The organism is Rhodococcus sp. P3_B8, assembly GCF_056402775.1.
The window spans coordinates 17,438-42,666 of record NZ_JBFUGT010000009.1 but is presented as its reverse complement, the minus strand read 5'-3'; the positions used below and the strand labels follow the sequence as shown (position 1 = coordinate 42,666).

28 protein-coding genes and 1 tRNA gene are annotated in these 25,229 nt (G+C 68.5%); 17 read left to right on the top strand and 12 right to left on the bottom strand.

Annotation, left to right across the window (positions count from 1 at the left end):
* The first annotated feature begins 41 nt into the window (after positions 1–41).
* Positions 42–299, top strand: coding sequence for a hypothetical protein (locus tag AC1D1G_RS06260; protein WP_105415257.1), 258 nt, complete (start codon positions 42–44; stop codon positions 297–299).
* On the opposite strand, the gene AC1D1G_RS06255 is transcribed toward AC1D1G_RS06260, so the two are convergent.
* Complete coding sequence (locus tag AC1D1G_RS06255; RefSeq protein WP_477951518.1) at positions 300–1,070, bottom strand: dienelactone hydrolase family protein; 771 nt, start codon at positions 1,068–1,070, stop codon at positions 300–302. It lies immediately after the preceding gene.
* A gap of 71 nt (positions 1,071–1,141) precedes the next feature.
* Between AC1D1G_RS06255 and AC1D1G_RS06250 the strand changes: the two genes are divergently transcribed.
* Together AC1D1G_RS06250 and AC1D1G_RS06245 are read left to right on the top strand one after the other, a co-directional pair.
* Positions 1,142–1,214 (top strand) — tRNA-Arg (locus AC1D1G_RS06250).
* Positions 1,215–1,624: 410 nt separating this feature from the next.
* Positions 1,625–2,068, top strand: a complete 444-nt coding sequence (locus AC1D1G_RS06245; RefSeq protein ID WP_477951517.1) for a VOC family protein — start codon at positions 1,625–1,627, stop codon at positions 2,066–2,068.
* Positions 2,069–2,110: 42 nt separating this feature from the next.
* Here AC1D1G_RS06245 and AC1D1G_RS06240 read toward each other — a convergent pair whose 3' ends face one another.
* Both AC1D1G_RS06240 and AC1D1G_RS06235 read right to left on the bottom strand, forming a co-directional pair.
* The gene (locus AC1D1G_RS06240) at positions 2,111–2,986 is read right to left on the bottom strand and encodes an amidohydrolase family protein (protein ID WP_283336311.1); all 876 of its coding nucleotides are present in this window, start codon (positions 2,984–2,986) and stop codon (positions 2,111–2,113) included.
* Positions 2,987–3,045: 59 nt separating this feature from the next.
* The gene (locus tag AC1D1G_RS06235) at positions 3,046–3,579 is read right to left on the bottom strand and encodes a ribonuclease H family protein (RefSeq protein ID WP_283336309.1); all 534 of its coding nucleotides are present in this window, start codon (positions 3,577–3,579) and stop codon (positions 3,046–3,048) included.
* A gap of 72 nt (positions 3,580–3,651) precedes the next feature.
* On the opposite strand from AC1D1G_RS06235, the gene AC1D1G_RS06230 reads away from it, so the two are divergent.
* The 8 genes from AC1D1G_RS06230 (at position 3,652) to AC1D1G_RS06195 (ending at position 9,845) form a co-directional block, all read left to right on the top strand.
* The gene (locus AC1D1G_RS06230) at positions 3,652–4,578 is read left to right on the top strand and encodes a DNA-3-methyladenine glycosylase family protein (protein WP_283336308.1); all 927 of its coding nucleotides are present in this window, start codon (positions 3,652–3,654) and stop codon (positions 4,576–4,578) included.
* Positions 4,579–4,706: 128 nt separating this feature from the next.
* Positions 4,707–5,402, top strand: coding sequence for an energy-coupling factor ABC transporter permease (locus tag AC1D1G_RS06225; protein WP_283336350.1), 696 nt, complete (start codon positions 4,707–4,709; stop codon positions 5,400–5,402).
* Entirely contained in the window at positions 5,399–5,761 is a 363-nt protein-coding gene (locus tag AC1D1G_RS06220; RefSeq protein ID WP_105415372.1) for a PDGLE domain-containing protein, read from the top strand. Before AC1D1G_RS06225 ends, AC1D1G_RS06220 begins: the two co-directional genes overlap by 4 nt.
* Before the next feature lie 2 nt (positions 5,762–5,763).
* Positions 5,764–6,528, top strand: a complete 765-nt coding sequence (gene cbiQ / locus AC1D1G_RS06215) for a cobalt ECF transporter T component CbiQ (protein ID WP_105415374.1) — start codon at positions 5,764–5,766, stop codon at positions 6,526–6,528.
* Positions 6,525–7,319, top strand: coding sequence for an energy-coupling factor ABC transporter ATP-binding protein (locus tag AC1D1G_RS06210; protein WP_283353273.1), 795 nt, complete (start codon positions 6,525–6,527; stop codon positions 7,317–7,319). Before cbiQ ends, AC1D1G_RS06210 begins: the two co-directional genes overlap by 4 nt.
* Before the next feature lie 50 nt (positions 7,320–7,369).
* Entirely contained in the window at positions 7,370–8,440 is a 1,071-nt protein-coding gene (locus AC1D1G_RS06205) for a methyltransferase domain-containing protein (RefSeq protein WP_418340687.1), read from the top strand.
* A 182-nt stretch (positions 8,441–8,622) separates the two neighbouring features.
* Positions 8,623–9,225, top strand: a complete 603-nt coding sequence (locus AC1D1G_RS06200; protein WP_317568287.1) for a DUF8020 domain-containing protein — start codon at positions 8,623–8,625, stop codon at positions 9,223–9,225.
* A gap of 191 nt (positions 9,226–9,416) precedes the next feature.
* Positions 9,417–9,845: a hypothetical protein gene (locus tag AC1D1G_RS06195; RefSeq protein WP_280780373.1), complete on the top strand. Its 429-nt coding sequence runs from the start codon at positions 9,417–9,419 to the stop codon at positions 9,843–9,845.
* A 54-nt stretch (positions 9,846–9,899) separates the two neighbouring features.
* Here the strand turns inward: AC1D1G_RS06195 and AC1D1G_RS06190 are convergent, their stop codons facing one another.
* Together AC1D1G_RS06190 and AC1D1G_RS06185 are read right to left on the bottom strand one after the other, a co-directional pair.
* Positions 9,900–11,096, bottom strand: coding sequence for a CaiB/BaiF CoA transferase family protein (locus AC1D1G_RS06190; protein WP_477951516.1), 1,197 nt, complete (start codon positions 11,094–11,096; stop codon positions 9,900–9,902).
* 8 nt (positions 11,097–11,104) lie between these two features.
* Complete coding sequence (locus AC1D1G_RS06185; RefSeq protein ID WP_280780375.1) at positions 11,105–11,470, bottom strand: ArsR/SmtB family transcription factor; 366 nt, start codon at positions 11,468–11,470, stop codon at positions 11,105–11,107.
* Positions 11,471–11,638: 168 nt separating this feature from the next.
* On the opposite strand from AC1D1G_RS06185, the gene AC1D1G_RS06180 reads away from it, so the two are divergent.
* The 5 genes from AC1D1G_RS06180 to AC1D1G_RS06160 are packed head-to-tail and all read left to right on the top strand — an operon-like array spanning position 11,639 to position 16,844.
* Positions 11,639–13,207, top strand: a complete 1,569-nt coding sequence (locus tag AC1D1G_RS06180) for a long-chain-fatty-acid--CoA ligase (protein ID WP_477951515.1) — start codon at positions 11,639–11,641, stop codon at positions 13,205–13,207.
* Complete coding sequence (locus tag AC1D1G_RS06175) at positions 13,204–14,247, top strand: MBL fold metallo-hydrolase (protein ID WP_283353268.1); 1,044 nt, start codon at positions 13,204–13,206, stop codon at positions 14,245–14,247. The genes AC1D1G_RS06180 and AC1D1G_RS06175 overlap by 4 nt, the downstream gene beginning before the upstream one ends.
* Before the next feature lie 12 nt (positions 14,248–14,259).
* A complete protein-coding gene (locus AC1D1G_RS06170) occupies positions 14,260–15,021 on the top strand; it encodes a crotonase/enoyl-CoA hydratase family protein (RefSeq protein WP_280780378.1) in 762 nt (253 codons plus the stop codon).
* A 47-nt stretch (positions 15,022–15,068) separates the two neighbouring features.
* A complete protein-coding gene (locus tag AC1D1G_RS06165; RefSeq protein ID WP_280780379.1) occupies positions 15,069–15,947 on the top strand; it encodes a LysR family transcriptional regulator in 879 nt (292 codons plus the stop codon).
* Between the two features lie 12 nt (positions 15,948–15,959).
* Positions 15,960–16,844: a LysR family transcriptional regulator gene (locus tag AC1D1G_RS06160; protein WP_280780380.1), complete on the top strand. Its 885-nt coding sequence runs from the start codon at positions 15,960–15,962 to the stop codon at positions 16,842–16,844.
* Here AC1D1G_RS06160 and AC1D1G_RS06155 read toward each other — a convergent pair.
* Positions 16,826–17,788: an NAD(P)H-dependent flavin oxidoreductase gene (locus AC1D1G_RS06155; RefSeq protein WP_477951514.1), complete on the bottom strand. Its 963-nt coding sequence runs from the start codon at positions 17,786–17,788 to the stop codon at positions 16,826–16,828. The two genes, AC1D1G_RS06160 and AC1D1G_RS06155, sit on opposite strands and share 19 nt — an antisense overlap.
* A gap of 269 nt (positions 17,789–18,057) precedes the next feature.
* Here AC1D1G_RS06155 and AC1D1G_RS06150 point away from each other — a divergent pair, with 269 nt between their 5' ends.
* Positions 18,058–18,882: an enoyl-CoA hydratase/isomerase family protein gene (locus AC1D1G_RS06150; RefSeq protein WP_477951513.1), complete on the top strand. Its 825-nt coding sequence runs from the start codon at positions 18,058–18,060 to the stop codon at positions 18,880–18,882.
* Here the strand turns inward: AC1D1G_RS06150 and AC1D1G_RS06145 are convergent.
* The 6 genes from AC1D1G_RS06145 to AC1D1G_RS06120 form a co-directional block, all read right to left on the bottom strand.
* Positions 18,851–19,510: a Dabb family protein gene (locus AC1D1G_RS06145; RefSeq protein WP_477951512.1), complete on the bottom strand. Its 660-nt coding sequence runs from the start codon at positions 19,508–19,510 to the stop codon at positions 18,851–18,853. The two genes, AC1D1G_RS06150 and AC1D1G_RS06145, sit on opposite strands and share 32 nt — an antisense overlap.
* Positions 19,503–19,856, bottom strand: a complete 354-nt coding sequence (locus tag AC1D1G_RS06140) for a hypothetical protein (RefSeq protein WP_477951511.1) — start codon at positions 19,854–19,856, stop codon at positions 19,503–19,505. The genes AC1D1G_RS06145 and AC1D1G_RS06140 overlap by 8 nt, the downstream gene beginning before the upstream one ends.
* Before the next feature lie 87 nt (positions 19,857–19,943).
* Positions 19,944–21,593: a class I adenylate-forming enzyme family protein gene (locus AC1D1G_RS06135; protein ID WP_477951510.1), complete on the bottom strand. Its 1,650-nt coding sequence runs from the start codon at positions 21,591–21,593 to the stop codon at positions 19,944–19,946.
* Between the two features lie 17 nt (positions 21,594–21,610).
* Positions 21,611–22,375, bottom strand: coding sequence for an SDR family NAD(P)-dependent oxidoreductase (locus AC1D1G_RS06130; protein WP_005261389.1), 765 nt, complete (start codon positions 22,373–22,375; stop codon positions 21,611–21,613).
* Between the two features lie 34 nt (positions 22,376–22,409).
* On the bottom strand, positions 22,410–23,543 hold the full coding sequence (locus AC1D1G_RS06125; protein WP_280780386.1) for a thiolase family protein: 1,134 nt from the start codon (positions 23,541–23,543) through the stop codon (positions 22,410–22,412).
* An 84-nt stretch (positions 23,544–23,627) separates the two neighbouring features.
* Positions 23,628–24,956, bottom strand: coding sequence for an MFS transporter (locus AC1D1G_RS06120; protein ID WP_477951509.1), 1,329 nt, complete (start codon positions 24,954–24,956; stop codon positions 23,628–23,630).
* Between the last annotated feature and the right edge of the window lie 273 nt (positions 24,957–25,229).

Here is a 25,229-nt window from a genome sequence, read left to right as displayed (position 1 = left end):
GGCTAACCTCAGTTCGTTACTTCGAGGCGAGGAGCCTGCACATGATCGAGGACCTGATCGAGATCGCGTACGCCCAGGGCGCAGTCACCTGCGTGGCTCAGGCCGCCGACGGCGTCGACGAGTACGAACTCGCACGGGTCGATTCGGTCGCGTCCAGCGTCACGGTCACGGTGCGGGCCGACGGCAAATTCGCGAAGGCCACCAGCGTCGAGGGCTACCTCAGTCTCGGGCAGGTCGTCCGGGCATGCGGACTCGACTACCGGCACGCCACGTCGAGCGCCCGCCAGTACATCCACTGATCAACTCAAGTGCTCCCCGAAGAAACCGTCGATCCTCTTCCACGCGTCGGCGGCGGCTTCCGGGTCGGGCACCATCCCCGTGACCTTCGCCAGGGGACGCAGCACCTTCGGTCCGRCCAGTTCATCGTTCAGGAACGTATGACCGGCAGTGGGGTACTCCTTCACATCGTGAGCCACGCCGGCCTTCGTCAGCGCCGCCTCCAACTTGGCCGCCGCATTCCGCAGAGCGAAGTCCTTGCCGCCGTAACTGGCGACCACCGGGCACGCACCCGCCACGGCCGCGTCGAGGTCGCGCGGCAGGACCCCGTAGTTCGGGGCCGCCGCATCGAACCCCGTGCGCAGGGACATCAGGGCGAACCCGCCGCCCATGCAGAATCCGATGACACCGATCTTCCCCGTGCAGTCCGACGAGCCGGACAACCACTGACGGGCAGCCTCGATGTCGCCGTACGCCCGGCCCTTCCCCGAGAGCATCGCCCGCATCGTCGACACCAGACAGCGTCGCGCACCACCCGCACTGAACAGATCCGGCGCAACCGTCAGAAACCCCGCCGCCGCCAGCCTGTCCGCCTGCCGGCGCATCACGTCGTCCAAGCCGAACGCCTCGTGCACCATCACTACACCCGGCCACGGACCCTCACCGGACGGCCTCGCCAGATAACCGTGCAAGTTCAGCGAACCGTCGTGCCGCGCAGCGAGGTCGGTCAAGTCGATCTCGGACATGTGCGTCTCCCGTTCCGTCGTCACTTCCAGAACATCTGCGACAACCATGCCCTCCCCATCGCGAGCGCACCACCATTCCCGCTACACTCACCTCGGTGTGCGCCCCGCGCGTGCACCGCGCCTTCGTAGCTCAGGGGATAGAGCAACCCTCTCCTAAAGGGTAGGTCGCAGGTTCGAATCCTGCCGAGGGCACTCTCCTGCCTGCGGTAGTCCTCACTGCGCTCCGCTCCCGCAGCTTGGACGTGGTAACGCAGGTCACGCCGCAGGCGATACGCCAGGCAGGTCGGGACGACCCGAGGAGAGTCTCATGAACTGGGTGGACATCGACATCTTCCCGCCGCTGATTGCCAACCTGCTGCACCTGTTGGCCGCCCTGACGAACAATGGGACGGGATCATGATCGGCATATTGCCCGACCTGCCGTACATGGGATTGGACTGGGAGTTCTTCTTCCCGACCAATCTCTATATCGCGTTCATCAACTGGTGGAATCCTTTCTAGCGCAGGGCAGCTCGGTCAGCGGGGTCCGCGCCCGCGTCGACATTCCGGGGCTACGGATATTGCGGACCGTGGCTGACCTCGATCGTTCGTATCGTCGCCCCATGACCACCACCGAGAACCGCCCGGCCGCCCTGCACTCGTACTTCGCCTACCGTGACGCCCCGGCAGCTCTGCGCTGGCTGGAGCGCGCGTTCGGTTTCGAGACCACCCTCGAATTCCCGGACGACAACGGCGGGATCATGCATTCCGAATTGCGACGAGGCGACGCCGCCATCATGGTCTTCAGCGACGACGGCAACTACGACCGGCCTGCGCTCCGCGGCGAGACCGTCGGGCACGGTACGTATCTCAGCGTCGGCAGCGACAGCGAAGTCGACGAGCTCTACGCCACGGCGATCGAGGCCGGCGCCACCTCGGTCTKGGAACCCGCGAACACCCCATGGGGCAACTACCGGTGCCGGGTCCTCGACCTCGAGGGATTCGAGTGGCCGTTCGGCACCCTGCGCCCGGGCGAGAGCAGTGCTGACTGGTCGGAGTGTGAATGACGGTGACACGGAACCGGATCGACGCGGCACCGCACCCCGTCGTCAGACGATCGCGAAGAGCCGGGCCGCGTTGTCGTGGCACACCGCTCGCAGCCACGGCTCGCCCAGGTCGAATCGGGTGAGTCCCTCGAGTGCGTCGAGGTAGGGATACGGGATGTTGGGGAAGTCGCTGCCGAACACGATGCGTTCCTGCAGATCCGCCAGCCGGTGCACCTGATCGCGCGGAAACGGTGTGGCCGCTTCGGTGTAGTCCGTGAACGTCATCGTCGTGTCGAGATACACGTTGCCGTACTGGTCGGCCAAGTCCAGGAATTCCCGGTACTCCGGCAGACCCATGTGGGCGATGATCAGGTGCAGCCTCGGGTACCGCGACAGCAACTCGGCGATCGGGCCGGGGCCCGTGTAGGTGCCGGGCGCCGGCCCCGACCCGCAATGGATGACCACCGGGACACCCGACTCCTGCAGCACACCCCACACGGGGTCGAGGAGCGGATCGTTCGGCGAGTAATCGCCCACCTGGATGTGGGACTTGAAGACGCGCGTCCCCGACTCGACCGCCTCGGCGACATACGTGGCCGCGGACTCCTCCGGGTAGAACGTCGAGGTCCGCAGACAGTCGGGGGTCTGTTGGGCGAACTCGACCGACCACTGGTTCAGCCACGCGGCCATCTCCGGCTTGTGCGGGTAGATCATCGACGTGAACCGCCTGACACCGAACCCACGGAGGTGTTCGACGCGGACGTCCTCTTCGTGCCGGTAGTGGATGGGCCACTCACGTCCGGTGAGGGGACCGACTGCGTCGAAGTAACCCCACACCTTCTCCATCACGTTCGCAGGCATGAAGTGGGTGTGAACGTCGATGATGCCGGGCAGCCCCAGCGCACGCCAGAACTCCTGCACTCGCAGATCCTCGGACAACAGTCTTCTCCTCGACGCAGTGCCGGACGCAGACCCCKGCAGATCAGAACGGGGCCGACTCAGAACAGCGTGAACGCGTCCTCGGCCTCGGGGGTGGACGGCGCGACGACTGCCGGTGCAGGCGCGGGGGCAGGGGCAGAGACCGGCGCCGGCGCGAGCGCACCGGACGCGACGGCGCGGGCCGCCTCGCCCGCGAGAACGTCGGCCATCTCGTTGTAGTGATTGCCGACGTGGCCGCGAACCCAGCGGAAACGCACGGGCCCGGGCCGTTCGCTGATGGCCCGGTCGATGGACTGCACCAGTGCGAGGTTCTTGACGGGGGCGCCACCCGCCGTCTTCCAGCCTTTGCGCTTCCAACCGGGCAGCCACTCCGACGCGCACTTGATGGCGTACTGGGAATCGGACTCGATCAGCAGCGGATCTTCCCCGGGATGCGCGGTGATCGCTTCGAGCAAGGCCCGCAGCTCGGCGATCTGATTGGTCCCGGAGGGTTCGCCACCCGATTGGCTGGGACCCTCGTGATTGACCCATGCCCAGCCGATCGCCCCACCGGGGTTGCGGAGACAGGATCCGTCGGTACTCACGATGATCATGGCTGGGACTTTACGTGCGCGCTCCGACATCCGCCGGTAGCGGTCGCCTTCGGAGTGGATACGCTGCATTCGATGACGGTTTCGCTGGAGGTGGTCGAGACCACCGTGACCGCGCGGCGTCCCCTGGACGTCGCCATGTCGTTGCAGCCGCTGCAACGCGGCAAGGGCGACCCCTGCCACCGCCGGACGGCCGACGGCTCGATCTGGCGGACGTCGGTGCAGAAGTCGGGGCCGGTCACGTATCGCCTCACCCAGATCGACCGCCACTCGGTGCGCTGTCAGGCGTGGGGTGCGGGCGCCCACGAGTTGTCCGAGGGCCTGGGCCGCCTCGTCGGCGACCACGACGACTGCGCGGACTTCGCCCCCGACCATCCGATCCTCGTCGAGGCCCACCGCCGATTCCCGCACCTGCGCCTCGGCCGCACCGACCGGGTGATGGAGGCCCTCGTTCCCGCCATCCTCGAGCAGCGTGTGCACGGCCTCGCCGCGTTCGCGTCGTGGCGGCGGCTCGTGTGGAAGTTCGGCGAACCCGCGCCCGGTCCCGCCCCCGACGGGATGCGACTACCGCCGACCGCGGACGTGTGGCGGCGGGTTCCGTCGTGGGAATTCCACCGGGCCAACGTCGACCCCAGCCGGTCCCGGACGATCGTCCGCTGCGCGCAGGTCGCCGACCGGCTCGAGAAGATCGTCGACCTCCCCCGCAAGGAAGCGAATCGCCGGCTGATGTCCGTCCCCGGCGTCGGGATCTGGACGGCGGCCGAGGTGTCGCAGCGTGCGCTCGGCGATCCCGACGCCCTGTCGGTCGGCGATTATCACCTCGCCGCGGTGGTGGGGTGGTCGCTGCTCGGCAAGCCCCTCGACGACGCCGAGATGGTGGAGTACCTGGCTCCGCTGCAGCCGCACCGCTATCGCGCGGTACGCCTGCTGGAGGTGAGCGGACAGGCCGTCAAACCCAAGTTCGGGCCCCGGACGGCGCTCGTCGACCACACCTGGCACTGACCCGGGATCCGCGGAGACCACACACGCGCTCACCGGCACCCATGAACACCTGTTCAAGTGTTCATACGAGAAACTAGACTTCGAAGGATCAGCTGCCGGCCGGAGGAGACGCCGTGGAACCCGTGGCAATGCACATGAGCGACGGCCTGATCAATGCGCCGACCTCCCTGCTGTTCGTCGTCGTCGCGGTGGCGGGACTGTCGATCGCCGCGTGGCGCGCGCGCTCCGAACTCGACGAACGCACCGCCCCGATGGCCGGTCTCGTGGCGGCCTTCATCTTCGCGGTCCAGATGGTCAACTTCCCGATCCTTCCCGGTGTGAGCGGGCACCTCCTCGGCGGCGCGCTCGCCGCCATCCTCGTCGGCCCCTACACCGGCATGCTCTGCGTTTCGATCGTGCTGATCGTGCAGGCGCTGCTGTTCGCCGACGGTGGGCTGACGGCGCTCGGAGCGAACATCACCAACATGGCGATCATCGGGGTGGTCGTCGGCTACGGCGTCGCGGTGGCCCTGCGTCCACTCGTGGTGCGACAGCAGCGACTGCGCTTCCGCATCCTCGGTGCGCTCGCCTTCGCCGCGGCACTGTGCGGAACGGTGGCGGCGTCGATGGGCTTCGTCCTCGAATACGCGATCGGCGGTCATGCGACGTCCGGAGATTCGACGTCGCTGGGCGCGGTGGCGGTGTACATGCTCGGGGCGCACGTGCTGATCGGCATCGGCGAAGGCCTCATCACCGCCGTCACGGCGACGGCCGTGGCGAAGGCGCGCCCCGACCTCGTGTACCTGCTGCGGACGGCGCCCCGCCGAGTCGAGGTGCGGGCATGAGCACGTCGTCGCCGGTCTCGCTGCGCCGATTCCTCATCGGCTTCGCGCTGGTGGCGTTGCTCGTCGCCGGCGCGGTCTCGTACCTCGCCAGCTCGAGTCCTGACGGTCTGGATTCCGCGACCACTCGCGGGTGCGAAACCGTGGAAACCGATACCGGGGAGACGCTCGAGGGTGACTGCATCGCCCAGAACGCGTCCGCCCACCCGTTGTCGGACTCGCCGCTCGCCGACTACACGGTGGGCGGCCGGTCGCATCTCACCGGGGTCGCGGGCGTGATCGGCGCGACCGCCACGTTCGTCGTCGCGGGTGGCCTGTTCTGGCTGCTCGCCCGCGTGCGGCGCAACCGAACGAGCCCCTGACCGTGGGAGCCGGCCACGCCCATCCGCTCTACCTCGACGGCACGTCCCCCGTGCACCGACTGCCGGCCGAGGTCGGGATCGTCTGCGCCGTCGTCTTCGTTTTCGCGGTGGTCGCGACGCCACGCGAGGCGTTCTGGGCGTTCGCCGGGTATCTCGCGATCCTGATCGTGATCTGGCGGATCGCCGGCATTGCGCTCACGTGGATCGGACCGCGGATGCTGATCGAGTTGCCATTCGTGACGCTCGCGCTCCTCCTGCCGTTCGCCGAGGGCGGTGCACGCGTCACCGTCCTCGGACTGTCGCTGTCCGTCGCGGGCCTCTACGCCGCCTGGGGCATTCTCGTGAAGGGCACGCTCGGCGTCCTTGTCTCGCTGACACTCGCCGCGACGACGCCGGCCCGGGACCTGCCGTTGGGTCTGGCGCGGCTGCGCGTGCCCGCGATGCTCACCACGATCGTGGTGCTGATGCTGCGCTACCTCGACCTGCTGACCGCCGAGGTCGAGCGGATGCGCACCGCCCGGCTCTCCCGCGGCGACGACCCCCGGACGTTCCGGCAGATCGGTGCCACCGCCCGGGGCGTCGGCGGCTTGTTCGTGCGGTCCTACGAGCGCGGCGAGCGCGTCCACCTGGCCATGCTGTCGCGGGGTTTCACGGGTTCCGTTCCCACGATCGGCGCGCCCCCGGCGACCGCTGCGATGTGGCGGGCGGGGCTCGTGCCCGCCGTGTGCGCGGTGGGGATCTGTGTCACCGTGTGGGTGCTCCGATGACCGCGGCCGTGCATCTCGAGGGCGTCTCGTTCGCGTATCCGGACGGCAGGGCCGCGCTGCACCGGATCGACCTCACGGTGGAACCCGGCGAGCGGGTGGCCGTCCTCGGTCCGAACGGGGCCGGGAAGACCACACTGATGTTGCACCTCAACGGCATTCTGACGGCCACCGAGGGCAGTGTCACCGTGGGCGGGCTGGAGCTGTCGCGGGGGGCGTCCCGGGACACGGTGCGGGAGGTCCGGCGCCGCGTCGGCATCGTCTTCCAGGACCCCGACGACCAGTTGTTCATGCCGACCGTCGCGCAGGACGTCGCGTTCGGTCCGGTCAACTTCGGGGTCACCGGGACCGCGCTCGACGAGCGGGTGCACGACGCGCTGACGGCCGTGGACATGACGGCACATTCGGACCGCAATCCCGCGCACCTCTCCGTGGGGCAGCGCCGCCGCGTCGCGCTGGCGACGGTCCTCGCGTGCGCCCCGGACGTGCTCGTGCTGGACGAGCCGTCGAGCAATCTCGACCCCGTCGCCCGACGCGAACTGGCCGACGTCCTCCTGGGTATCGACACCACGCAGCTGCTCGTCACGCACGACCTGCCGTACGCCGCCCAGTTGTGCACGCGCGCCGTGATCCTCGACGAGGGACACCTGGTGGCCGACGGTCCGATCCTGGAACTGCTCGGCGACCCCGCGCTGCTCGCCCAGCATCGTCTCGAGTTGCCCTGGGGTTTCCGGCTTCCCGCGACCGACCCTCATTCGCCCGGCGAACGATCCGTGACACCGCCGACCAGGTAGCCCACGATGGGGAGACGAAGCTTCGCCCGCACTCCCACCGGAGGTCAGCGATGTCCATACCCGAAGCCGACGCCGGGGCCGTGTCCCAGCGCATTTTCGACGCATCGCTCGGAGCGATCGACCTCCTTGCCGTCCATCTGGGCGACCGTCTCGGCTGGTACCGCAGTCTCGCTTCGGACGGTCCGGCGACCGCGGACCAACTGGCGGAACGCACCACCACCCACCCGCGGTACGCGCGGGAGTGGCTCGAACAGCAGGCCGTGTCGGGACTTCTCACGGTCGACGATTCGGAGCCACGGACGTTCACGCTTCCGGCCGGCGCCGCCGAAGTACTCACCGACGAGCAGAGTCTCAACTATCTTGCACCGCTGGCGCGGATCTTCGTCGCCGCGACCACGCAGATGCCCGCGTTGCTGGAGGCGTACCGCACGGGCGGCGGTGTGGGTTGGGCGCAGTACGGCACGGATGCCCGTGAGTCGCAGGCCGACATGAATCGGCCGTGGTACGAGCAGGTTCTTCCCGGTGCACTGGCATCGGTTCCCGAGGTGGATGCATTGCTCCGGACGCCCGGTGCCACCATCGCCGACGTCGGATGCGGCGGCGCCTGGTCCACGATCGCACTCGCGCGTGCCTACCCGGATGCCCGGCTCCACGGCTACGACATCGACACCGCGACCGTTGAACTCGCGAGGTCCAATGTGCGCGAGCGGCCGGACGTCGCCGATCGGATCACGATCACCGAATCGGATGCGGCCGGGATCCCCGAGAGCAGCTACACCGCCGCGTTCGCGTTCGAGTGCATCCACGACATGCCCGCGCCCGTCGACGTGCTGTCCGCGGTCCGCAAGGCACTGGTTCCCGGTGGCGCGATGATCGTGATGGACGAGGCGGTGGACGACGAGTTCTCCGCCCCGGGAAGCGACATCGAGCGTCTGATGTACGGATTCAGCCTCACCGTGTGTCTTCCCGACGGCATGAACCACACACCCAGCGCGGGCACCGGAACGGTCATGCGCCCGAGCACATTGCGCGGCTACGCCGAGGCGGCCGGTTTCGGCACCATGGACGTCCTGCCGATCGAGGATTTCGCGTTCTTCCGGTTCTACCGGCTCACGGTGTAATCCCTGCACCGACACCCCGATACGCACGTATTTTGCGGAAAGGCCGAAAACTGGGGCATCCGAAGGGGGAAGATGTCTGCAGTAGGCAGGTTACGGACGCTTTCGCCGGTCGGGGCAACTGTGAAGCGCCAGGTCGAACCAGATTTGTCGTTTGTCATCCGCTACTACGCATGGGAAACACCATGAAACTGCATAGAGTGACAGCACCGGCAGCGCTGCTGATCGCCACCCTGTGTGTCGGAATGGGTACCGCGTATGCCGCCCCCACTCCCGCCGACCAGGCCGTCATCTCGCACACCAGCCTGAGCGCCGACGGCCGATCGGTCGGCACGGCACTCGACGCCGGGCACTTCACCCTGTCGCGGACGGCCGCCGCCGTCGACATCGTCAACGATTCGGGCACCCCGGTGGGCATGATCCCCCTGCGCTATTCGATCGCCGGTGTGCAGTTCGCGATCGATCCGGTCATCACCGACGCCGGCCGCTTCCTGAACCTGACACCCACGACGACCCCTGTCGCGGGAACCCTCGCCCTCACCCCGGTTGACAGGGATTCGGCGTACAACAACATGGTCGAGCAACTGCAGATCGGCTGGGACAACGGCGGCGGGACCGCGACCGCGATCGGCGCAGGCATCGGATTCGTCGTCGGGTGCGTCTTCCTCATCCTCGGCGGGTGCCTCCCCGGTGCCGCGGTGGGCGCAGCGATCGGCGCGGTCACGGGTATCAGCAACGCGAACCCCGCTGCGCCACCAGCGGTTTACGAATTCCTCGGAACCCCGTAGCGGGGCTTTCCGTCCGACTCCGAAGACGATTTCGGGAGGGCTATGGGTTAGTTCGCACACGGGGAGCATCACCGCGCACCCACATATGCATGTAGCCGTTCCGGTTTTCCAGCGAATATGGTCCACGCACAACGATGTTCGGTGCACTCAGGTGGGGACCGTGTTCGTCCTACGACATGGTGGGAATTTCCATGAAACTCTTGAAAACTCTGGCATTGTCCATATTCGTCATCTCCGCGATGGCCGTCGGGGCGGGCACTGCGTATGCCGATCCCGCACCTCAGGGAATCGACTGGTCGCAGCCGCTGATGACCCCGGCAGCCGACGGCGGCAGCAGCCAGGTGGCCGAACAGTTCTTCCCGGAGAACGAAGGGAAGCAGGACGCCTTCGACAAGATGACCAACGAGATCAATACCGGCTGGAACAACGCGGGCCTGCAGGGCATGGCGATCGGTTCCAACGTGGGCATGGCCATCGGGTGCGTGTCGATCTTCCCCAACTTCATTGCCGGCTGCATCGTCGGCGCAGTGGTCGGCACGATCGCCGGCGCCGTCATCGGCATCGGTGTGGGTAATCCCAACGCACAGCCGGCCGTAGAGCAGTTCTTCGCCACACCCTGAGCGAAGAGCGAGCTGCAGCCCCGGCCTCACTCGGGCCGGGGCTGCGGCGCGTCGTCAGCCGACGACGCCCTGGTCGCGCATCGTCGCGATATCTTGCGCCGACCAGCCCAGTTCACCGAGGATCCGATCGGTGTGCGCGCCGAGCGCGGGCACGTCGCCCATCCGCATCTCCACGTCGGAGAACGTCATCGGGGGCAGCATCGCCCTGATCGGCCCGGCCTCGGTGCCGATGTCACGCCAGCGGTCGCGCTGATCCAGCTGCGGATGCTCGATCAACCCGCCCATGTCGTTGAGCTCCGCCGCCGGGATCCCGGAGTCCGCGAGCGCCTGGTCGAGARCCGCGCTCGTGAAGCGTTGAGTCTCCTCGGCGACGAGGGCGTCCACCTCGGCGCGGTGCTGCACGCGCAGCATGTTGGTCGCGAACCGGGGGTGGTCGGCGAGTTCGGGGCGTTTGAACACGTCGGTCACCAGTTGCCGCCACCCGCGGTCGTTCTGGACACCGATGAGGATCTGCCCGTCGAGGGTGGGGTAGGAGTCGTACGGGACGATCGCCGCATGACCGAGCCCGACGCGCGGGATCTGCTTGTCGGCGTACATCTTCATGTACATCGGGTGGCCCAGCCACTCGGCGGTCGCGTCGAACATCGACACGTCGATCCGCGCCCCCACCCCGGTTCGTGACCGCCGGAACAGGGCTCCGAGAACTGACGTCATCGCGTACATTCCCGCCGCGATGTCGGAGACCGGAACACCCGTCTTGGTTGCGGTGTCGGGGGTGCCGGTCACCGAGATCATCCCCGTTTCGGCCTGGACCAGCATGTCGTAGGCCTTGCGTTCGCGCCGCGGCCCCGCCGATCCGTAGCCCGACATGTTCACGACGATCAGTTCCTCGTGGTCGGCGCGCAACTCGTCGGCGCCGAACCCCAGACGGTCGGCGGCGTCGGGGGCGAGATTCTGGACGAAGACGTCGGCCTTCGCGATCAGCTTCGCGACGGTGTCCCGACCCACCTCGGACTTCAGGTCGACGCCGAGCGACTCCTTCGACCGATTCAGCCACACGAAATGCGAGGCCTGCCCGAACACCGCGTCGTCGTAGTTGCGGGCGAAGTCTCCCTCACCGACGCGCTCGATCTTGATGACCCGCGCGCCCATGTCCGCGAGATGGCGGGTGGCGAGCGGAGCGGCCACGGCCTGCTCGAGTGCCACGACGGTGATGCCGTCGAGCGGCAGCAGTCCGGGGTCGTTCTCCATGTCGGGATTCACCTTTCCTCTTCGGCACCCGGGTGATTGTGATAGTGCGTGGCCCCGATCGTGTGCAGCAGTTCGTGCACGGTGTCGTCGGTGAGCCGGTACCGCATCGATCGACCGTCCCGCGTCGCCGACACCCACCCCTGGTTGCGGAGCAGTCGCAGCGCGTGCGAGACGGCGGTGCCGGTCATGTCGAGTGCCGCCGCCAGGTCGCCGACGCAGATGTCGGGGGCGTGGTGCAGACACAACAGCAGTCGGAGGCGGTTGCCGTCGGACAGCAGTTCGAACCGGTTGGCCCACCCGTCGATGTCGGGGGTGTGCAGTGCCGCCGCAGCACGCTGAACATCCTCGGGGTTCAGGGCGGGGGTGGCGGCCATCACGCCAGTCTACAAACGCCGCGAGGCCGCTCGGCCGGGCATCCATAGGCGATTCCTCACTGTCCGTTCGGCTCTGTGACTTTGTTTCCGGCCTCACACGGGTGGTCGACTGGCAGCACGCGTCACCCGGTTCCCCGGCGGCGTCGACGAGTCATCGAGGAGCGTGATGTGAGCGGTCTGCATCTTCCCCAGCGCGTGCGGCGCCATGCCGCAGAACGGCCCGGAGCACCGGCCGTGACGTGTGGTGACACCACGCTGACGTACGCGGAGCTCGACTGGCGGACCAATCGGATCGCAACCGCGCTGTCGGCGTTGACATCCGGTGGCGGCCGGGTCGGGGCACTGCTGCGGATGCGCACCGAGGGGGTCGAGACGTTCGTGGCCGCCGCCAAGTCGGGGCGGGTGTTCGTCCCGCTCAACTGGCGACTCCCGCCCGCCGAGGCCGCCGCGATCGCGGTCGATGCCGAACTCCAGGTACTGATCGTCGAATCCGAATTCGCCGCCGCCGCGGACGCCGTCCGCGACGCGCTCCCGAGTGTGGTCGTGGTGGTCGTCGACGCCGCCGACGGCGACGTTCTTCGGCCCGGCACCTGGACGTGGGACCGGCTGGTCACGTCCGGCACCGCCACCGATCCGGGTCTCGGGGACGACCCCGACGCCGAGGTGCTGCAGCTCTACACATCGGGCACCACGGGCTTCCCGAAGGGCGTCGTCGCGACGCATCGCAACCTGCACAACGAGCCGCAGGGCCTGCTGATCTACCGCTGGAAGCCCGGCTCGGTGGCACTCGACGCCATGCCGCTGTTCCACATCGCGGGTGCCGGCTGGATGAGCACGTGCCTGTCGGCCGGCGTCCACGTGGTGCTGCTCGGCGCGTTCGACGCCCGACAGGTCGCCGAACTCGTCGAACGGCACCTGATCACCCACGCCTTCCTGGTTCCGTCGACCATTCAGATGCTCCTCGACGTGCCCGACCTCGACCGCTACGACGTGTCGAGCCTCGAACTGGTGGCCTACGGTTCGGCGCCGATCACCACCACTCTGCTCCGGCGCGCGATCGATCGGCTCGGCTGTGGATTCGTGCAGCGCTACGGCATGACCGAGACGACGGGCTCGGTCACCGCCCTCGCCGTCGAGGACCACGACCCGTCCGGGCACCGCGCGCACCTGCTGCGTTCCGCCGGCAAACCCATGCCCGGTGTGGAGGTCGAGATCCGGGACGTGGTGACCGGTGCCCGGCTTCCGGTGGGCGAATCCGGGGAGATCGTGTGCCGCTCACGCAACAACGTCACGGGTTACTGGCGGCGGCCCGACGAGACCGCGCAACTGCTCACCCACGACGGTTTTCTGCGCACCGGCGACGCCGGGCACATCGACGAGGAGGGCTATCTGTTCGTCACCGACCGGGTGAAGGACATGATCATCACGGGAGGCGAGAACGTGTACCCGATCGAGGTCGAATCGGTGCTCGCCGAGCATCCGGCGGTCGCCGAGGTGGCGGTGGTCGGCGTGCCGCACCGGACGTGGGGTGAGTCCGTGACGGCGGTCGTCCGGCTCGTCGATCCGGCGAACCAACCGGACGAGCAGGACCTGATCGCGTTCACCGCCGCCCGGCTCGCGTCGTACAAGAAGCCGCGGGAGATCGTCTACGTCGCCGAACTTCCGCGCGGAGCGAGCGGCAAGATCCTCAAACGCACCCTGCGCGAAGGGCTCCGCGCGACGGAGGTGCGGTCGTGATCGTCACCGAAGACGTCGGTACCGTCCAGCGCGAGGCGTGGGCCCGCGGCGTCCTGCCACCGGTCGAGCAGGTACGACCCGGACTGTGGTCGATCCCGGTGCCGATGCCGCGAAACCCGTTGCGCTACGTTCTGATCTACGCGCTCGCGCTGCCCGACGGCCTCGCCCTGATCGACGTCGGCTGGGATTCCGAGGAGTCGTGGCGAGCCCTCGTCGACGGCATCGCCGAGACCGGGCACCACGTCACCGACGTCCGGTACGCCGCCGTCACCCACCTGCATCCCGACCACTTCGGTCTCGCGCCGCGGCTGCGGGAGGTCAGTGGGGCCGCGCTCGCGATGCACGGCGCGGATGCCGCACTCCTCGGCCACCATTCGCCGGAGGACGCCACCGCCGACGAACAGCTGTGGAACACCCAGCTCGCCCAACTCGGGGCCCCCACCGACATCCTCGCGGCCGCCCGCGTCGACCTCGTTCGCCTGGGAGCGGGCGAATCCATGGACGTCGTGCTCGATGACGGCACTCCCCTGGACCTTCCGGGCTGGGATCTGCGGGCGGTCTGGACCCCGGGGCACACTCCCGGTCATCTGACCTTCGTCGACGACACCCACGGGCTGATGTTCAGCGGCGACCACATGCTGCCCCGCATCAGTCCCAACATCTCCACGGTCCCCGGCGAGCTGGAGAACCCGCTGCACCGCTACCTGCTGTCGCTGCACGCCACCACCTCCATGCCCGACGGCGAGGTGCTGCCGGCCCACGAGTACCGCTTCCGGGGCATCGCCGACCGCGCCCGGCAGCTGATGGGTCATCACGAGGAACGCCTCGCGGAGATCGTCGACGCCCTGGGGGTGCGCCCCGAATCGACGGCGTGGGAGATCTCGCAGCACATCTCGTGGTCGCGGCCGTTCGAATCCATGTCCGACCGCCTGCTCCGCCTCGCGGTCCGCGAAACCCATGCCCACCTGCTCGTTCTCGCCGACCGCGGGAGCATCCGCTCACTCGGCGGGCACCCCGAACGCTGGACCCCGACACCGTAAGGAAGACACCCCATGAGCGTGGTTCTCACCGAATTCTCCGACGGCGTCGCCGTCATCACCCTGAACCGGCCGGAGGCGAAGAACGCCGTCGACCTCGAGGTCGCCAAGGCACTCGCCGCCGCGATCGACGAGTTCGAGGCGCGGCCCGACCTGACGATCGCGATCCTCACCGGCGCCGGGGGAACGTTCTGCGCGGGCATGGATCTGAAGGCGTTCACCCGCGGGGAGCGGCCGTCGCTGCCCGGACGCGGCTTCGGCGGAATCACGGAGGCCCCGCCGACGAAGCCGCTGATCGCCGCGGTCGAGGGCTGGGCGCTGGCCGGCGGCTGCGAATTGGCACTGTCGGCCGATCTGATCGTCGCCGCCCGCGACGCCAAGTTCGGCATCCCCGAGGTCAAGCGGGGGCTCGCCGCCGCCGGCGGCGGCCTGCTGCGACTGCCGAAGGTGCTGCCGTACCCGATCGCGATGGAGATGGCGATCACCGGCGACCCCCTCACCGCCGAGGTGGCGCACGCGCACGGACTCGTCAACCGGCTCACCGAGCCCGGACAGGCCCTCGACACCGCGCGCGAACTGGCGGCACGGGTCGCCGCCAACGGTCCCCTCGCCGTGCGCGCCACCAAGCAGGTCGTCGCGATGTCCGCCAACTACACCGACCCCGACGCGTTCATCGGGCAACGCCGCTTCCTCGATCCGGTGTTCGCTTCCGAGGACGCGCAGGAGGGTGCACGCGCCTTCGCGGAGAAGCGCCCGCCGGTGTGGCGTGGCCGCTAGCCGCATGATCGGCACAGCCCGCATCACGGCTTCCGTACGATGACCGCGTGGACCTGCATCTCGTCACCTACTTCGTCGCGGTAGTCGATCACGGCGGGATCACCAGGGCCGCGCAGTCCCTCTACATCTCGCAACCGTCGCTCTCGCAGGCAATCCGCACACTCGAACGCCGCCTCGGTGTCACCCTGTTCGACCGCACCGGGCGGCGTCTCGAGCTGACCGAGGACGGCCGCACCCTCGACGTCGCCGCCCGCCGCATCCTCGCCGACGTCGAACGGGCCAAGGCGAAGGTCGCCGCCGTGCGCGAACTCGTGTCCGGCCGCGTCGACGTCGTCACCTACGCGGCGTTCTCGATCGATCCGATCGTCGATTTGGTGCGCAGGTTCCGGGAGCAGTACCCCCGCGTGACGGTCCGCATCATCGACGCCGACGGCCCCACCGGCGTCCTCGGCGCCCTGCGCCGCGGCGAGGCCGAACTCGGGGTGATCGACCTGTCCGTCGACCACAGCGCACTGCGCTCGGTCCCCATCGGCGACCAGGAGCTGGTACTCGCCCTGCCCGGCGCCCTCGCCGAGACGCTTCCCGATCCGGTGCCCCGCTCGGCCGTCCGCGACATTCCGCTCGTTCAGGATCTCGGGGACAAGAGCGACGCGGCGCTGATCACCGAGCTCGTCGGCGAGCCCGCGAACGTCGTCATCGACTGCACGCACCCGGGCGCCACGTGGGAGCTGGTGATGCGCGGCGCGGGGGCCACCGTCCTCCCCCGCCTCGTCGCCGAGGAACAGTTGCGCGGGGTCTCGATCCGGTCGATGACGCCGAAGCTGACCCGTCCCGTCGGTCTCGTGCAGCGGTCCGGGCCGGGATCACCGGCGGCCTCGGCGTTCGTCGCGATCGCGCAGGCCACCCGAACACCGGCACCCGAGTGAGGAACTGAGCACATGGAGTTGCGTCAGGTCGAGTACTTTCTCGCCGTCGTGGAACACGAAGGCATCAACGGGGCCGCCGCGTCGCTCGGTGTCGCACAGCCCACCATCTCGCAGGCATTGCGCGGGCTCGAGCGGGAACTGGGTGTGCAGCTGTTCCACCGCATCGGCCGGGGCATGGTGCTCAGCGCCGCAGGGCGCAGCATGGTCGGGCCGAGCAGGCAGATCCTGCGCGACGTCACCGCCGTCGAAGACCTCCTCGCCACCTCCGACGGGGCACTCGCCGGCCGACTGGACATCATGGCGTTTCCGGCGTTGGCGATCGGACCCCTCGTCGACCTCGTCACCGAATTCCGGCGAACCCACCCGAATGTGATGGTCCGGTTGGGTGAATTGAAAGACGAGGCACAGGCCGGGTCGCTGATCGAGGATGGCCACTGCGAATTCGTGGTGGCCCACCTACCGCTGGACGACGCCCGCCTGGACGTCGTCGAACTCGGCGAACAGGAGTACTGGCTCGTGTACCCACCGGGCACCGACCTCCCGGACGGTCCCGTTCCGCTCGCCGCGCTTCCCGACATCCCGATGGTCTTCGTCCCCCGCGGCCACTCCGTCGCCAATGAGATCGAGGAATCGATCCGTCGCGCCGGCGCACGCCCCACTCTCGCGGCGCTGTCCGATCACCGCGAGGCGCGACTTCCCCTGGTACTCGCGGGAATAGGCGGGACCCTGCTGGAACGGTCGATCGCGGAGGCGGCCCAGGACCGCGCGGTGGTCCGCCGCGCGGAGCCGACGATTGCCCGCACCTTCGGGATCGCATTCGATCCCGACATGCTCTCCCCGGTCGGGCACGCGTTCGTCGAACTCGTGCGGGCGGAAGGTTACAGCGCGAGCAGGTAGCTCTTGGCCGCGGCGTACTCGGAGACGAGCCGGTCGACGAGTTCCGCCGTCGGTTGCACCGAGCGCACGGTGCCGATCCCCTGTCCGGACCCCCAGATATCGCGCCATGCCTTCGTTTTGGCGGTTCCACCGCTGAAGCTCATGGCGGACGGGTCGGAGTGGGCGAGCTTGTTCGGGTCGAGTCCGGCGGCCTCGATGCTGCCGCGCAGGTAGTTGCCGTGCACCCCGGTGAACAGGTTGGAGTAGACGATGTCGGACGCGGTGGAGTCGACGATCATCTGCTTGTAGCCCTGGTCCGCGTCGGCCTCTGCGGTGGCGATGAACGCGGAGCCGATGTAGGCGAGGTCGGCGCCGGCGGCCTGCGCGGCGAGAACCGAGCGGCCGTGAGCGATGGAGCCCGACAGCAAGAGCGGCCCGTCGAACCATTCGCGGATCTCCTGAATCAACGCGAACGGCGACAGGGTGCCCGCATGTCCGCCGGCGCCGGCCGCGACGGCGATGAGGCCGTCGGCGCCCTTCTCCACGGCCTTCTTCGCGAACTTGTTGTTGATGACGTCATGGAGGACGATGCCGCCGTAGCTGTGGATGGCCTCGTTGACTTCGGCGCGGGCGCCGAGGGACGTGATAACGATCGGGACCTCGAACTCGACGATGGTCGCGAGGTCCTCGTCGAGGCGGTCGTTGCTGTTGTGGATGATCAGGTTGACCGCGTACGGCGCGGACGGTGTCTCCGGGTTGTTGGCGTCGTGCTTGGCAAGGGTCTCGGTGATGCGGGTGAGCCATTCACGCAGGACGGGCTGTGGGCGGGCGTTGAGCGAGGGGAAGGAGCCGACGATTCCCGACGTGCACTGGGCGATCACCAACTCGGGACCCGAGACGATGAACATCGGGGAGGCCACAGCCGGCAGGCGCAGGCGATCGGACAGCACGGAGGGTAGAGACATCGGTTCTCCTGATGAGGGGGAGTCTTCTGATGCAAGCACTTCCAGGTCCGACCAGTTCAGCACGCAGTCCGGGCGTGGACAAAGACACATCGCTGATGGTCCGGTTAATCGGAACCTATGACACTCGGCGGTAACCATAGGTTTCACCTCATCCGGTGTATCCCAGAACGACATTGCGGCGGAACGTCCCCGGTGATCGACTGGCTGGGCGGCACGGCGTCGACCACTCCGGCGTGCGCCGAGAACCGCGCCGACGTCTGGAGCCGCGTATGAGCATCGAAACCGTCACCTCGACCACAGGCACCGAATCCGCCGAACGCGACGTTCTGATCAGCCGGGACGGCGCGGTCGCGACGATCACCCTGAACCGGCCCGCACGGCGCAACGCCATGACCCTCGACTCGTGGATCGCGTTGCGTGAGGCACTCGGCGAACTCGCCCTCGACGACGCCACCCGCGTCGTGGTCCTCACCGGCGCGGGCGACGACTTCTGCACCGGCGCAGACCTCGACAAGCGCACCCCCATGCACCCGCTGAACCGCATGCGCCAGATCAACGCGACGGCGCTGGCGGTCGCCGAGTTCCCCAAGCCGCTGATCGCGAAGGTTCGCGGCTACGCCGTGGGAGCCGGCTGGAACCTGGCGCTGCTGTGCGACCTGCTCATCGCCTCGCGCGACGCGCAGTTCAGCCAGATCTTCGCCAAGCGCGGCCTGTCGGTGGATTTCGGCGGCTCGTGGCTCCTGCCGCGCATGGTGGGACTGCACCGCGCGAAACGTCTGGTCATGCTCGCCGAGATGATCGACGCCGAGCAGGCGGATGCGCTGGGACTGGTCAGCGAGCTCGTCGAGCCGGACGAATTGGATGCCACGGTCGCCCGGTTCGCGACCAGTCTTGCCGCGGCGCCGACGGTGGCCGTCATGCAGTCGACACGCCTGATCGAGGACGGCACGACGTCGTCGTTGCGGGAGGCACTCGAGAACGAGGCGCGTTCGCAAGCGGTCAACTTTGCGACCGACGCTCCGGCCGCACTACGCGCATTCATCGAGAAGCGGCCCCCTGCGTTCAGCGGGGAGTGGCAGGTGCAGCAACCGTGATGGTCGGGCCGTCGATCGCACAGAAGCTGTGGCACAGCCGAGTGACGATCCGCGGCCCGCGTTCGGGATCGAACCACCGATCTATGTGCGCCCAGTGATAGGGGTGTGTCATGTACGGCCCGAGCAGCCCGTCCAGGTTCGCGTACTCCTGCTCCCAGACGTGGGTCCACCGCGCGGAACCGGCCGATTCGTGCACCCGGCTCAGCTGCGAGGTCCCGATCGTGCGGATGTGGGTCGGCATCGCCCGCGTCTCGGATTCGAAGCGCTCCACCACCGCCGGGTCGACCGAATCGTCCACTGAGACAAACAGCGTCCGGTAGACGGTCGGTTCGAGAGGACCCAGGGCGGGAGTGGGCACGCCCGTGTAACCGACGCTGTCGATGTGCCCGATCTCGGGGATGCGTAGCTGTGCGATGATGCCTGGTTCGACAGCGCGCCAGTGGGATTCGTCGTCGAAGTGCAGGTGCGCGATCACGTCGCCCCCGTTGATTCCGCCGGGCAGGGTCGGAGTCACGAGAACGCGCCGGGCCGTGGGCGCAGCGATCTCGCGCAGCCTGTCGGCCAACGCCGCACCGGTGGAGGCATCCGCGTCGGCGACGAGGTGAACGAGCGTGGTCACCTTAAACATCAGTCATCGCCGCCACGTCCGCGGGCAAGCAGGAGACGGTGCGTCGCCGGGTGGTGAGGAACTCGTCGGCATCGGCCCACCAGTTGAGCACCTCCGCATCGTGGCGTGCGAGAAGACTCTGCCGCCACCACGCGCGAGCGCCCCGCAGAGTCCAGCTGACGGTCAGGGTGTTCGACTGGTCCTCCAGCCATACCGGCGGGGAGACGAGCACGCGGTCGAGGGTCAGGCCACGCGCAATCGCGCCGGGCACATAGCGCTCCAGGTAGTCGGCGAGAAACGCGCGAGCCTGCCCGGGCTCGGCCACCATCTCGTCGACGATGTACACGATCGACTCGGCCGATGCCATCGGCGCTCCCTTCTTCCCCCCACCAGGACGGTAGGGGGAAGTAGGAAGCGCTCCACAGGGTCGCTTCCACCCAGCGGGAGAAAAACGCTAGGTCGTCGCGGCGGCGAGTTGCTCACGCAGCTTCGTCTTGAGGATCTTCCCGGCCGCCGACGTCGGCAGCTGCTCGACCACCACGACGTCGCGTACCTTCTTGTACGGCAGCACCCGCTCGGCGACGAACGAGGACACCGCATCCGGATCGATCGTCACGTCCGGCATCGGCACCACGAACGCCACCGGCTCCTGCCCGACGCTGCCGGCCTCCCTGCCGACGACGGCAGCCGAGGACACGTCCGGATGCGAGACCAGAATCTCCTCGAGCTCACGCGGATACACGTTGTAGCCCTTGTAGATCAGCATGTCCTTGGTGCGGTCGCAGATGAACAGGTACCCGTCCTCGTCCAGGTAGGCGATGTCACCGGTGTCGAGCCAGCCGTCGACGTACTGCTGCGCCGTGATCTCCGGATGGTTCAGGTAGCCGTCCGTGACCTGCGGGCCGCGGACCCACAACTTGCCGCGGGTGCCGGCCTCCAGCACGGCGCCGGAGTCGTCCTGGGCACGGATCTGCACCTCCGTGTCGAACACCGGCAGCCCCACGCTGCCGAGCTTGTACGCGACAGAGCCGGTCAACGGTGCGGAGGCGACCAGGCAGGTGCCCTCCGTCAGCCCGTACCCCTCGACCACGCTCGCCGACGGGAACGCCCGGACCAGCGCCTCGAGCGTCACATGATCGATCGGCGCCGCACCCGACGACACGACCCGCACCGAGTCGGTGTCCCGAACGACGGCGTCGGGGTGGGTGGCGACGGCATGCCACATCGCCGGACTGCCGGTGATGTACGTGGCGCGGTGCGTCTCGATCAACTCCAGCATGCGGCCCGGCTCGAACCGCCCGGCGAACACCTGGGTCGCCCCGCACAGCAGGAGGAACGACATGTTGATCAGCGCGTGCGCGTGGAACAGCGGCGACACGACGACGGTCGCGCCCGCGCCGGGCACCACCCCGCGGTCCCCGAGACTCTCGACGGGGCGCAGTTCGATCCCGCCGTCGGCGGTGGCGCGCACCTCGTGACCCGCGCGCCAGGCGATCATCTGGGTCACGTTGGCGAGGACGTTGCGGTGCAGTACCCGCACACCTTTGGACAACCCGGTGGTGCCGCCCGTGTAGGCGAGGTGGGCGACGTCGTCCCCGGACACCTTCGGGGTGAACGGTGCGGTGGCGTATCCGCGGACGAACTCCTCGAACCCGAACTGACCGCGACCGACGCCCGCGGGGAGTCCGGCCACCACGATGGTGCGGACGGTGGTGCCGCTCGCCGCCTCGGTGAGAGTGTCCAGTTGTCCGGGCTGGGTGACGGCGGCGACCGCCGCCGTGTCGACGATCTGCGAGCGCAGGCCGGGGCCGGGTTGCAGCGGGTTGACCAGGGTGACGGTCGCGCCGGCCCGCAGTGCGCCGTAGTAGGCCACGACGAATTCGATGCAGTTGCCGAGGTGCAGGAGCACCACGTCACGCTCGGTCACCCCCGCGTCCCGCAGGGCGGCGGCGAACGCGCCCGACCGCTGGTCGAGCTCGCGGTAGGTGCACACCGTGTCGCCGTCGACCACTGCGGCCTTGTCTCCGTACAGGTCCGCCATGCCGGACGGAAACGCCGCCAACGTCAGGTCGGGGTAATGCAGTACCGGTGCAGCAGAATTCACGTTCGGTCCCTTACTCGTCAGCGAGGTGCCATGCGGATGGCACCGTCCAGGCGGATGGTCTCGCCGTTGAGGTAGCCGTTCTCGAGGATCTGGCAGGCGAGCTGCCCGAACTCGCTGGGCTTGCCCAGACGCGACGGGCCCGGCACGGACTTCTCCAGCGACGCGCGCACGTCGTCGCGCAGCCGGGCGAGGAGCGGGGTGTCCATGATTCCCGGCGCGATGGTGCACACCCGGATGTTGCGGCTGGCGAGGTCACGGGCCGCGGTGACCGTCATGCCCACGATGCCGGCCTTCGATGCGGTGTAGTTGATCTGGCCGATCTGACCCTCGAAGGCGGCGACGGACGCCGTCAGCACGACCGCGCCGCGCTCGCCGTCGATCTCCTCCTGCCGCGCGATCCGTTCCGCGCCGAGGCGCAGGGCGTTGAACGAACCGACGAGGTTGAGCCGGATCACGAACTCGAAGTCCTCGACGGAGCCTGCCTTGCCGTCGGAGTCGAGGATGCGCATCCGGCGTCCCGCCCCGGCGCAGTGCACGATGCCGCGCAGGCCACCACGGTCGTCGGCGACGTCGAGTGCGGCCGCGAACTGCTCGGAATCGGTGACGTCGGCGGGAGCGAACTGGGCGGCGCTGCCCAGTTCCTTCGCCGCCGCCTCCCCGTCGGAGTTCGGGAGGTCGATGAGCGTGACCTGAGCGCCTGCGTCGACGAGGCGGCGTGCCGTCGCGAGTCCGAGACCGGACGCGCCGCCGGTGACCGCGGTCGAGATTCCCTTGAGTTCCATCGTGCGGGTGTTCCCTTCGAAAAGTGTTGTCGGATCAGAGAAGTTCGAGGATGGTGGCGTTGGCGAGGCCGCCCGCCTCACACATGGTCTGCAGTCCGTACCGGATGCCGTTGTCCCGCATGTGGTGGACGAGTCGGGTCATGAGGATCGCGCCGGAACCGCCGAGCGGGTGACCGACGGCGATGGCGCCACCGAGCGGGTTCAGCCGGTCCGTCGCGGCGCCGGTCTCCGCCTGCCACGCCAGCGGGACGGGAGCGAAGGCCTCGTTCACCTCGAATGCGCCGATGTCGTCGATCTTCAGTCCGGACCGGGACAGTGCCTTCTCCGTCGCGGCGATGGGTCCGGTCAGCATGATCACCGGGTCGTCGCCGGCAACGGCACAGGTGTGGATGCGGGCCATCGGGGTCAGACCGAGTTGCGCGGCCTTCTCGCTCGTCGTGACGAGCAGCGCACCGGCGCCGTCGGAGATCTGCGAGGAGTTGCCGGCGTGGATCACGCCGTCCTCCTTGAACACGGTCTTCAGCTTGCCGAGAGACTCTAGCGTGCCGCCGCGGCGGATCCCCTCGTCCCCGGCGAGGACGTCGGAGAGCGGTGCGAGTTGCCCGTCGAATGAGCCCCGGTCCGCGGCGTGCGCGGCGAGTTCGTGGGATCGCAGCGCGTATTCGTCGAGCACCTGACGGGAGAGCCCCCACTTCGCGGCCATCATCTCGGCGCCGGTGCCCTGGCTGAACCCGTCGACGCCGTACCGGTCGAGGACGGCCGCCGGGAAGTGCTCGCCGTTCTTGCTGGCGCTGCCCATGGGAACCCGGCTCATGGACTCCACACCACCGGCGACGACGACGTCCTCGTGGCCGGCGATCACGGCGGCGGCGGCGAAGCTCACGGCCTGCTGGCTCGATCCGCACGCCCGGGTGAGCGTGGTGCCCGGGACCGTCTCCGGCCAGCCGGCGGCAAGCACAGCGGTGCGGGCGACGTTGCCTGCCTGCTCCCCCACCTGGCTGACACAGCCCCAGACGACGTCGCCGATCTCCTCCGGAGAGAGATTGGTGCGCGCCACGAGGGCCTCGAGGACGTGCGCCGACAGATTTGCGGGGTGGATTCCGGACAGGGAACCGCCACGCCGCCCGATGGGCGTGCGGACGGCGTCGACGATCACTGCATCGCGCATGGTGTGTTCCTTCGATCTGAGGGGGTCACTCGAATCAATCACGGGCGATGTCGTCAGCACAACGACTTTCGGCCGATCAGAGGGTTAGTTCGTGCCTATGTCCGCAGCGTCACCCCGGACGAGTGTCTTGTCGCGCTCGGGGTTCGCGAAGACCAGGGCGCCGACCGCGCAGAGGGCGGCGATGAGGCCGAGCGACTGGAACGCGGTGGCGTAACCCTCGGCGGGCGAGGCAGCCGCGTCGACGATCAGACCCGTCGCGTAGGGGGCGACGAGGCCGCCGATCGCCATGACGGCGAGGAAGACGCCCAGGGTGCCCGCGGTCTGACGGGGCGGGCAGATCTCCGAGATCGCCGCGTTGAGCAGCGGGAACACCGACGCGGCGAAGCCGTAGCCGACGGAGACGACGAGGACGGCGATGGCGGGTGCGGTGATGGACGGGAGTGCCAGCAGGATCGCTCCGCAGATCAGCACCCCGACTGCGGGGACGATGACGCGGACGACGCGGGACGTCGAACCGCGTGCGAGCAGACGGTCGCCGATCACGGACGAGAGCAGCATCAGGATCAGCCCGGCGATGCTCGGGAACGCGAACATCGAGCCGGCCTGGAGGCGGCTGTATCCGAGGCCCACCTCGAAGTACGAGGGCAGCCACGTCAGAACCACGGCGACCAGCGCGTACACGCTCATGACGAGAAGCGCGCCGCTGATGAACGTCCGGGTCCGGAAGATGCGACCCCACGGCACCGCCGGTTCGCCCGCGTCACCGGAGGCCGCGGAATCGGCGCCCTTGCCGCTGCGAATGTACGGGCCCTCGCTCCAGACGGTCAGCCACACGACGCACCACAGGACCCCGATGACCGCCAGCGCGACCAGCGCGTAGCGCCACCCGAACGTGACGGTCACGAATGCGAGAGCAGGCGCGACGGCGATCTTGGCGATGGACGCGGCACCGGCGAGCAGAGCGCTCGGCAGTCCGCGCTTGGCGGGTGCATGCCACGAGTACGCCGCCGTGTGGAGCAGCGCGGAACTCGGCCCCTCCGCGAGCCCGAGCAGCAGGCGGCTGACCAGCAGCACCGCGAAAGACGCGACGACCACGAGCGGGAGTATCGCGACGGACCAGGCGATCGCGAGCAGCAGCAGCGCCCACCGTAGCGACATCCAGCGATTCAGCGCGCCGGCGAAGAATCCGCCGACGGTGAAGGTCAGGAAGAAGAGGCTTCCCACCAGCCCGATCTGCGAGGCACTCAGTCCCAGCTCGTGGGCGAGGGGTTGGGCGATGATGCCGAGGACGGCCTTGTCGGCGTAGTTGACGACGTAGAGCAGCACGAGGAGCCCGGTCAGGCCCCAAGCGCGGCTGCGGGACTCGGAACCGATGGCGACGGTCCGGTCGAGGATGGCAGTGGAGCGGGTCACGTGGTGATCCCTTCGGAAGCGGGGTGGCGTGGGTCACAGTGTCACGGTTCATTCAACGTACCGGGGTGCCCGTGATCAATACGCACTCGGCGAAGGCACCGGCTACGTCTGCCTATGTGTCGGCAGAGTCGAGGAGCCACGCGTGCATTGGACTGCGCTATCCGACCGATAGCCGAACGCCCCTAGCCGGACCCCCGCGGATCGGGCATTCTCATCCCATGAGCCGCCTCGCCCAGACTTTCGATCCGACGAACACTCCGAGGTACGGAAGAT

Excerpts from the sequence above, each read along its gene's own strand:
- AC1D1G_RS06260 (WP_105415257.1), top strand. The coding sequence starts at position 42 with ATGATCGAGGACCTGATCGAGATCGCGTACGCCCAGGGCGCAGTCACC.
- AC1D1G_RS06235 (WP_283336309.1), bottom strand. The coding sequence starts at position 3,579 with ATGATCATCGTGAGTACCGACGGATCCTGTCTCCGCAACCCCGGTGGG.
- AC1D1G_RS06230 (WP_283336308.1), top strand. The coding sequence starts at position 3,652 with ATGACGGTTTCGCTGGAGGTGGTCGAGACCACCGTGACCGCGCGGCGT.
- AC1D1G_RS06225 (WP_283336350.1), top strand. The coding sequence starts at position 4,707 with ATGCACATGAGCGACGGCCTGATCAATGCGCCGACCTCCCTGCTGTTC.
- AC1D1G_RS06220 (WP_105415372.1), top strand. The coding sequence starts at position 5,399 with ATGAGCACGTCGTCGCCGGTCTCGCTGCGCCGATTCCTCATCGGCTTC.
- AC1D1G_RS06210 (WP_283353273.1), top strand. The coding sequence starts at position 6,525 with ATGACCGCGGCCGTGCATCTCGAGGGCGTCTCGTTCGCGTATCCGGAC.
- AC1D1G_RS06205 (WP_418340687.1), top strand. The coding sequence starts at position 7,370 with ATGTCCATACCCGAAGCCGACGCCGGGGCCGTGTCCCAGCGCATTTTC.
- AC1D1G_RS06200 (WP_317568287.1), top strand. The coding sequence starts at position 8,623 with ATGAAACTGCATAGAGTGACAGCACCGGCAGCGCTGCTGATCGCCACC.
- AC1D1G_RS06195 (WP_280780373.1), top strand. The coding sequence starts at position 9,417 with ATGAAACTCTTGAAAACTCTGGCATTGTCCATATTCGTCATCTCCGCG.
- AC1D1G_RS06185 (WP_280780375.1), bottom strand. The coding sequence starts at position 11,470 with ATGGCCGCCACCCCCGCCCTGAACCCCGAGGATGTTCAGCGTGCTGCG.
- AC1D1G_RS06170 (WP_280780378.1), top strand. The coding sequence starts at position 14,260 with ATGAGCGTGGTTCTCACCGAATTCTCCGACGGCGTCGCCGTCATCACC.
- AC1D1G_RS06160 (WP_280780380.1), top strand. The coding sequence starts at position 15,960 with ATGGAGTTGCGTCAGGTCGAGTACTTTCTCGCCGTCGTGGAACACGAA.
- AC1D1G_RS06155 (WP_477951514.1), bottom strand. The coding sequence starts at position 17,788 with ATGTCTCTACCCTCCGTGCTGTCCGATCGCCTGCGCCTGCCGGCTGTG.
- AC1D1G_RS06150 (WP_477951513.1), top strand. The coding sequence starts at position 18,058 with ATGAGCATCGAAACCGTCACCTCGACCACAGGCACCGAATCCGCCGAA.
- AC1D1G_RS06145 (WP_477951512.1), bottom strand. The coding sequence starts at position 19,510 with ATGTTTAAGGTGACCACGCTCGTTCACCTCGTCGCCGACGCGGATGCC.
- AC1D1G_RS06140 (WP_477951511.1), bottom strand. The coding sequence starts at position 19,856 with ATGGCATCGGCCGAGTCGATCGTGTACATCGTCGACGAGATGGTGGCC.
- AC1D1G_RS06130 (WP_005261389.1), bottom strand. The coding sequence starts at position 22,375 with ATGGAACTCAAGGGAATCTCGACCGCGGTCACCGGCGGCGCGTCCGGT.
- AC1D1G_RS06125 (WP_280780386.1), bottom strand. The coding sequence starts at position 23,543 with ATGCGCGATGCAGTGATCGTCGACGCCGTCCGCACGCCCATCGGGCGG.